Annotated in this window: 1 protein-coding gene; it reads left to right on the plus strand. The window is 78.1% G+C overall.

Annotation, left to right across the window (positions count from 1 at the left end; genetic code table 11):
- Positions 1-174: 174 nt before the first annotated feature.
- Positions 175-7839 carry a type I polyketide synthase gene (locus Ae331Ps2_RS21315; protein WP_075306861.1) on the plus strand — a complete coding sequence of 2555 codons (7665 nt, stop codon included), beginning with the start codon at positions 175-177 and terminating at the stop codon, positions 7837-7839.
- Positions 7840-7846 lie beyond the last annotated feature (7 nt).

Below are 7846 nucleotides of genomic sequence, written 5' to 3' on the forward strand. Positions count from 1 at the left end.
CGTGCGGTCGTCGCTCGTCCCGACGGTAGGTCCGATCCCGTGGCGTCGATCCGGCCGGACACGTCACAGGGGGTTCCAGGGGGTGGGCAGGGGGTGGGGAATCCGTTCAGGACTGAGGATTCGCCGGTCCCGTCGCACCTACCGTCACGCCGGATCTCGACCCAGGGAGACGGCATGTTGCGCACAGAGCTGATCCGGCCGCTGCACGAGCTGGTCGCCGGGCACGCCTCGGAGCGGGGCGACACGGTCGCCTTCGCCGACCGGGTCCGGTCGGTGACCTACGCCGAGCTGCACGTGCGCACGGGTCGGCTCGCCGGGCACCTGGCGGCCCTGCGGCTGCATCCCGGCGACCGGGCGGTGATCCTGCAGGGCAACGCGGTCGAGGTGGTCGAGAGCTATCTGGCGGTGCTGCGCGCGTCCGGCGTCGCGGTGCCCTGCAACCCGGCCGGGTCCGCCGACGAGCTCGCGCACGTCCTCGACGACAGCGGGGCCCGGGTCGTGCTCACCGACCCGGCCCACCTGGAGCAGGTGCTCGGCCTGCTGCCCGGTCGGTCCTCGGTGACGGTGCTCGTGACCGGGGACGGGCCGTTGCCGCGGGGGGTCCACGGCTACGAGCGCCTCGCCCGGACCGAGCCCCCGCAGCCCGCCCGCGACGACCAGGACCTCGACGACGTCGCGTTCATGCTCTACACCTCGGGCACCACCGGCAGCCCCAAGGGCGTGCTGTCCACCCAGCGCAGCTGCCTGTGGTCGGTGGCGGCCTGCTACGCGCCGATCGTCGGGCTGGCCGCGGGGGACCGGGTGCTCTGGCCGCTCCCGCTGCACCACAGCCTCGCCCACGTGCTGTGCGTGGTCGGGGTGACCGCGGTCGGCGCGACGGCCCGGCTGATGGCGGCCTTCGACCCGCACGACGTCCTCGCCGAGCTGCGCGCGGGCTCCTACACCTTCCTGGCCGGGGTCCCCGCGATGTACCACCGGCTCGTCGCCGAGGCCCGCGCCGCGGGCGGGGTGCCGAACGGCCTCACCCGGGCCCTCACCGCGGGCTCCATCTGCCCCGGCCCGCTGCGGACCGCGTTCGAGCAGACCTTCGGGGCCCCGCTGCTCGACGGCTACGGCAGCACGGAGACCTGCGGTCTGATGGCGGTCAACTGGCCGACCGGGGCCACCGTCGACGGGTCGTGCGGGCTGCCGGTGCCCGGCATCGCACTGCGCCTGGTCGGCGACGACGGCCGTGACGTCGACGCCGGCGCGGAGGGTGAGGTGTGGGTCCGCGGACCGAACCTCATGGTCGGCTACCACGGCCGCCCGGACGCGACCGCCGAGGCGATGCCCGGCGGCTGGTACCGGACCGGTGACCTGGGCCGGTTCGACGAGGCCGGGTACCTCACCATCACCGGCCGCACCCGCGAGCTGATCATCCGCAGTGGTGAGAACGTGCACCCCGCCGAGATCGAGGACGTGCTGCTCGGCGTGCCGGGCGTGGCCGACGCCGCCGTAACCGGCCGCCCGCACGAGGTGCAGGGCGAGGTCCCCGTCGCGTTCGTCGTCGCCGGGCCCGGTGGTGTCGACCCCGACGCCGCCCTCGCCGCGTGCCGGGAGCGGCTGGCGGCGTTCAAGGTGCCCGAGGAGCTGTTCGAGATCGACCGGGTGCCGCGCACCTCGTCGGGCAAGATCACCCGGCACCTGCTGCTCGACGGTCCGGCCCGGCTGCGCGCCACCGCGGGCGGCCGGCACCGCACGGTGCTGCGGACGTCGTGGACGCCGTTGCCGTCCACCCGCACCGGGGTGCGCGAGCTGCCGCGCCGCTGGTCGGCGGCCGGCGGGGCCCCGGCCGACCTGCACGGGATCGCCGGGGTGCTCGACGCGCTCGGCGTCGACCGCGACGCCGAGGACCCGGAGATCACCGTGCTGGCCGCCGTCGTGCCCCCGGCGGGTGGTCGTGGCGTTCCCGACGCGGCGTCCGTGGCGACGGCGACCCGCGACGCCGACGCGCGTTGCCGTGCACTGCTCGCCGGTCCCGGCCGGGTCGTGGCCGTGACCGTCGGCGCGGTCGACCCCGGCGGTGACCCGGGTGCCCCCGACCCGGCGGCCGCCGCCGTGTGGGGCGGGCTGGCCGCGCTGCAGGCCGAGCACCCCGACCGGCTCGTCCTGCTCGACACCGACGGCACACCCGCCTCGGCCGACGCGCTCGCCCTGGCCGTCGGCACCGACGAGCCGCGGCTGGCGCTGCGCGAGGGGGTCGCCCTGGTCCCGCGGCTGGCCCCGGCCGGCCCGCCCGACGCTGGCACGGCGGCCCCCGACCCCGACCCGCGCGGCGCGGTCGCCGTCGCCGGGGCACCCGGCCCGCGCACCGCGGCGCTGGTCCGCCACCTGGTCCGCGGCCACCGCCTCGGCCAGGTCCTGCTGTGCGGGCCCGACGGGCTCGGCGACCCCGCGATCGCCCGCCTCGCCGGGGAGCTGGACGACCTCGGCGCGGCCTGCGCGGTGCACGACACCGACCCGGCCGACCCCGACGCGCTCGCCGCCGCCCTGGCGTCCGCACCGCGGCCGGTGACCGTGCTGGTGCACGCCGACGGCGAACGGGGTGCCGACCTCGACGCGGTGCTGGCGGGCGCGCTGCACTGCGACCGTGCCTCCCGGTCGGCCGCGCGGGCGCCGGCGCTGGTCCTCACCGGGACCGTGCGGGGTGCGCTCGGTTCGGCCGGGTGCGGCGCGGAGTCGGCGGCCGCGGCGTTCCTGTCCGCGCTCGCCGCGGCCCGGGTCCGCGACGGTCTCGGCGGCTGCGTCCTGGCCTGGGGCGACCCGGAGCCGGAGGTGCCGCCGGCGGCCGGGGTGGGCGCCGTCGCGGTCGAGGAGGTCGCCGCCGCGGCCGACGTGGCGTTGCCCGCCCGCGCCGACGCCGTCGTCGTCCGGCTGGAGGCGACGGAAACGGGGACACCCGGGCCGGTCCCGGTGCTGTTGCGCGGCCTGCTCGAGACCGTCGCGGCCGCGGGCCCCTCGGACCCGGTGCGCGACGCCCTGCGCGCACGGGTGGAACCGCTGGACGAGGCCGGGCGCACCGCGGCGTTCACCGCGATCGTGCGCACGGCACTGGCCGAGACGCTGGGCGTCGACGTGCCGGCGTCACGGGACGGGCGCGCGTTCCGCGAGGCCGGCCTGAACTCGGTGGGTGCGGTGCAGCTGCGCAACCGGCTGGCCGCGGCCACCGGGCTGGAGCTGTCCGCGGCGGTCGCCTTCGACCACCCGACCCCGGCGGCGCTGGCAGCGTTCCTGCGGGCCGGGGTCCTGGGCGAGACGGCGCCGTCACGGCGTGCGCTCCCGGCGCGGCCGCCGTCGGACGACGACCCGGTGGTGCTGGTCGGGACGGCCTGCCGGTACCCGGGCGGGATCGCCTCGCCGGAGGACCTGTGGCGGGTCCTCGACGCCGGCGGGCACGTGATGGGCCCGTTCCCGGACGACCGGGGCTGGGACCTCGCCGCGCTGGCCGGCGGGGCGAGCGCGACCCGGGAGGGCGGGTTCCTGTCCGGCGCCGCCGACTTCGATGCCGCCTTCTTCGGCATCTCGCCGCGGGAGGCCCTGGCCAGCGATCCCCAGCAGCGGCTGCTCCTCGAGAGCGCCTGGGAGCTGTTCGAACGTGCCGGGATCGCCCCGGACTCGCTGCACGGCACCCGGACCGGTGTGTTCGCCGGGGTGATGTACCACGACTACGGCAGCGGTCACGCCGGTCCGCCGCAGGGCACCGAGGCGCACTGGGGCGTCGGCACGGCGGGCAGTGTCGTCTCCGGCCGGATCGCCTACCAGCTCGGGCTGGAGGGGCCGGCGATCACGGTGGACACGGCGTGCTCGTCGTCGCTGGTGGCGCTGCACCTGGCGGCGCAGAGCCTGCGGGCGGGGGAGTGCGACCTGGCCGTCGCGGGCGGCGTCACCGTGATGGCGACGCCGGGCAGCTTCGTCGAGTTCACCCGCCAGGGCGGGCTCGCCCCGGACGGGCGGTGCAAGCCGTTCGCCGAGGCCGCGGACGGCACCGCGTGGTCGGAGGGGGTCGGGCTGCTGCTGCTGGAGCGGCAGTCCGACGCCCTCCGCAACGGTCACGAGGTCCTCGCGGTGCTGCGGGGGTCCGCGGTGAACTCCGACGGCGCGTCCAACGGGCTGACCGCCCCGAACGGGCCGTCCCAGCAGCGGGTGATCGACGCGGCGCTGGCCGCCGCCGGGCTCGGCCCGGACGACGTCGACGTCGTGCAGGCCCACGGCACCGGCACCACGCTGGGGGACCCGATCGAGGCCGAGGCGCTGCGCGTCGCCTACGGCGACCGGTCGGAGGAGCTGCTGCTGGGCTCGGTCAAGGCGAACCTGGGCCACACCCAGGCCGCCGCCGGGGCCGCCGGGGTGATCGCGATGGTGCAGGCGATGCGGCACGGGGTCGTGCCCGCGACCCCCGGGGTGGACGCGCCGTCGTCCGCGGTGGACTGGGCGGCCGGGCCGGTACGGTTGGTGACCGCCGCCGAGAAGTGGCCGGACCGCGACCGTCCGCGCCGGGCCGCGGTGTCGGCGTTCGGGATCAGCGGTACGAACGCCCACGTCGTGCTGGAGCAGGCCCCCGGCAGCGGGACCGGCGCAGCGCGGGAGCCGGCGGGCACCGAGGCGTGGTTCGTCTCGGCCGCCACCCCCGAGGCGCTCGACGCCCACGTCGGCCGGATCACGGCGGTGGCGGGTGGGCTCCCGCGCGGCGACGTCGCGCACGCGCTGGTGCACGGCCGGTCCCGGTTCGAGCACCGCGCGGTGCTGCTCGCCACCGACTCCGGGGTGCGGGAGGTCGCGCGGGGGCGGGCCGTGCCGCGGCGGGTCGCGGTGCTGTTCTCCGGCCAGGGCACCCAGCGTCCGGGGATGGGGCGTGACCTGTACGGGCGCTTCCCCGCCTTCGCCGAGGCGTTCGACGAGGTGCTGGGCCACCTCCGCCCGGGGCTGCGCGAGATCGTGTGGGGCGACGACGCCGAGCGGCTCGCCCGCACCGGTACCGCCCAGCCCGCCCTGTTCGCGTTCCACGTCGCGGCGGCCGCGCTGCTGCGGTCGTGGGGGGTGACACCGGCGCTGGCCGGCGGACACTCGATCGGCGCGCTCGCCGCGGCGCACCTGGCCGGGGTGCTGGACCTGGCCTCGGCCGCCCGGCTGGTCACCGCACGCGGCGAGCTGATGGAGGCACTGCCCGGCGGCGGCGCGATGGTCGCGGTGGAGGCGGGCGAGGACGAGATCGCCGCCCACCTGGGACCGGAGGTGGCGCTGGCCGCGGTGAACGGCCCGTCGGCCGTCGTGCTGTCCGGGGCCGCCGACGCCGTCGACGCGGTCGCGGCGTCGTTCTCCGCCCGCGGCCGCAGGACTGGCCGTTTCCCGGTCTCCCATGCGTTCCACTCGCACCTGATGGAACCGATCAGCGTGCCGCTCCGCGAGGTGCTCGACGGGCTCGACCTGACGCCTGCGCGGATCCCGGTCCTGTCCGACGTGACCGGTACGGTCGTCGACCCGGCGGCGCCCGCCGACCCGGACTACTGGGTCCGGCACGCCCGCGGCACGGTGCGGTTCGCCGGCCTGGTGGCGGCCGCGGCCCGGGCCGGGGTGGACACCGTCGTGGAGCTCGGCCCGGACGCCACGCTGTCCGGTCTGGTGCCCGACGCGCTGCCCGTGCACGGCGACGTGCTGGTCACCCCGCTGTGTCGGGACGGCCGGTCCGAGGTGGACACCGCGCTGACCGCGGCGGCCCGGCTGCACGTCGCGGGCGCCGCGGTGCGCCCCGCGGCGCTGGTGCCGGGGTCCGGGGCGCCGGTGCCGGAGCTGCCGACCTACCCGTTCGACCGTCGCCGGTTCTGGCCCGAACCGCCGGCCGGCGGGGCGGGCGGGGTCCCCGAGGTCCCTGCGCTGTGCGAGGAGTGGGTACCGCTGCAGAATCCGCCGTCGGTCCCGGAGCGGGTCCTGGTGGTCGTCGACGGCGGGCGTCCGGCCGCCGCCCTGACCGGGGTGGGCGCGTCGGTCGGGTTCCTGGACGCGACCGGTCTCGACCGCGCCGCGCTGGCCGCGGCGTTGGCGGACGCCGCGACCGACCCGCCGGACGTCGTGCTGTCGCTGCCCGTCGGGGACACGGCCGACACGGCAGGCGGGGAGGTCCCCGCCTCGCTGCTGCGCCGGGTGACCCTGGCCGGTGCGCTCGTCGACGCCGGGGTGCCCGCCCCGCTGTGGTGCGCGACGACCGGGGCCGTACCGGTGGGGTCCGGGGAGGCCGCCGGAGAGGACACAGCGGACACAGCGGTCGTGAACCCGGAGCAGTGCGCCGTCTGGGGGTGGGGTCGTTCGGCCGCGCTGGAGGACCGACTGTCCTGGGGCGGCCTGGTCGACCTGCCCGCCGAGCCCGGTCCGGCGACGGTCGCGGCACTCGCCTCCGTCCTGACCGGCGCGTCCGGCGAGGACCAGGTCGCGATCCGGGACGGAGCCGCCTTCGGCAGGCGGCTGGTCCCCGCCCCGACCGGGGACCGGGCTGCTCCGGTGTTCCGCGACACCGTGCTGGTCACCGGAGGCACCGGGGGGCTCGGCGCGCACGTCGCCCGGCACGTCGTCCGCCGCGGCGCCGCACACGTGGTCCTGGCCGGCCGCCGCGGCGAGGCCGCCCCCGGCGTGGCCGCGCTGGTGGCCGAGCTGAGCGAGGCCGGGGCCCGGGTCACCGTCGCCGCCTGCGACTGCGCCGATGCCGCGGCGCTGAGGGCCGTCGTCGAGGCGGTACCGGCCGACCTGCCGCTGCGCGCGGTCGTGCACGCGGCCGGGGTCGACACCGGTGACGCCGCCGCCGCGGACCTGACCACCGGGGGGCTCGCCGAGCTGTTCGGGCCCAAGGTCGGCGGTGCCCGCGCGTTGCGGGAGGTCACCGCCGACGCCCCGCTGGAGATGGTGGTGCTGTTCTCCTCCGCCGCCGCCACCTGGGGCGGCGCCGGGCAGGCCGGGTACGCGGCCGCGAACGCCCAGCTCGACGGCATGGCCCAGGCCTGGCGTGACACCGGCGTCCCGGTCGTGTCGCTGGCCTGGGGACCCTGGGCCGGGCAGGGTCTCGCGGGCCGCGACGGCGTCGCCGACCGCATGCGACGTCAGGGTCTGCTGCCGCTGGACCCGCGGGCCGCGATGGCCGCGCTCGACGCCGCGCTCAGCGGAGAGCAGGCCGTGCGCACCGTCGTCGACGTCGACTGGGAGCGGTTCGCCCCCGGGTTCACCGCGGTCCGCCCGAGCCCGTTGCTGGCCGGGGTACCGGACGCGGCGCGGGCGCTCGCCCCGCCGGAGCCGACCGGCCCCGGACCGGCCGCACTGCCCGCGGTGCAACGCCCGGCGGCGGTGCTGGACCTCGTGCGCCGCGAGGTCGCGGCGGTCCTCGGCCACCCCGGCCCGGCCGACGTCGACCCGGACCGGTCGTTCCGGGACCAGGGCTTCGACTCGATGGCGGCGGTGGAGCTGCGCGACCGGCTGCGGGTCCGCACCGGGCTGCCGCTGGCCACGGCCCTGGTGTTCGACCACCCGACCCCGAAGGCGGTCACCGCGCACCTGGTCGCGGCACTCGCCCCGGCGTCGGAGCCGGACCCGTCGCCCGCGGCGGCGGTGGATCGGCTGGAGTCAGCGCTCGCGGCGGGTCTGCCCGACCCGGCCGAGCGCGCCCCGCTCGAACGTCGGCTCGCCGCGGTGCTGGACCGGCTGCGTGCCGGGGACCGGGCCCCCGGCCGGGACGGCGCGCCCGTGACCGGTGGCCCCGACGACGACATCAGGACCGCCGACGTCGACGACCTGCTCGACATCATCGACGCCCAACTCTGACCCGGGC

Source organism: Pseudonocardia sp. Ae331_Ps2 (assembly GCF_001932405.1).
Taxonomy (GTDB): domain Bacteria; phylum Actinomycetota; class Actinomycetes; order Mycobacteriales; family Pseudonocardiaceae; genus Pseudonocardia.

Coding starts and splice junctions, on each gene's coding strand:
- Ae331Ps2_RS21315 (WP_075306861.1), top strand. CDS start 175: ATGTTGCGCACAGAGCTGATCCGGCCGCTGCACGAGCTGGTCGCCGGG.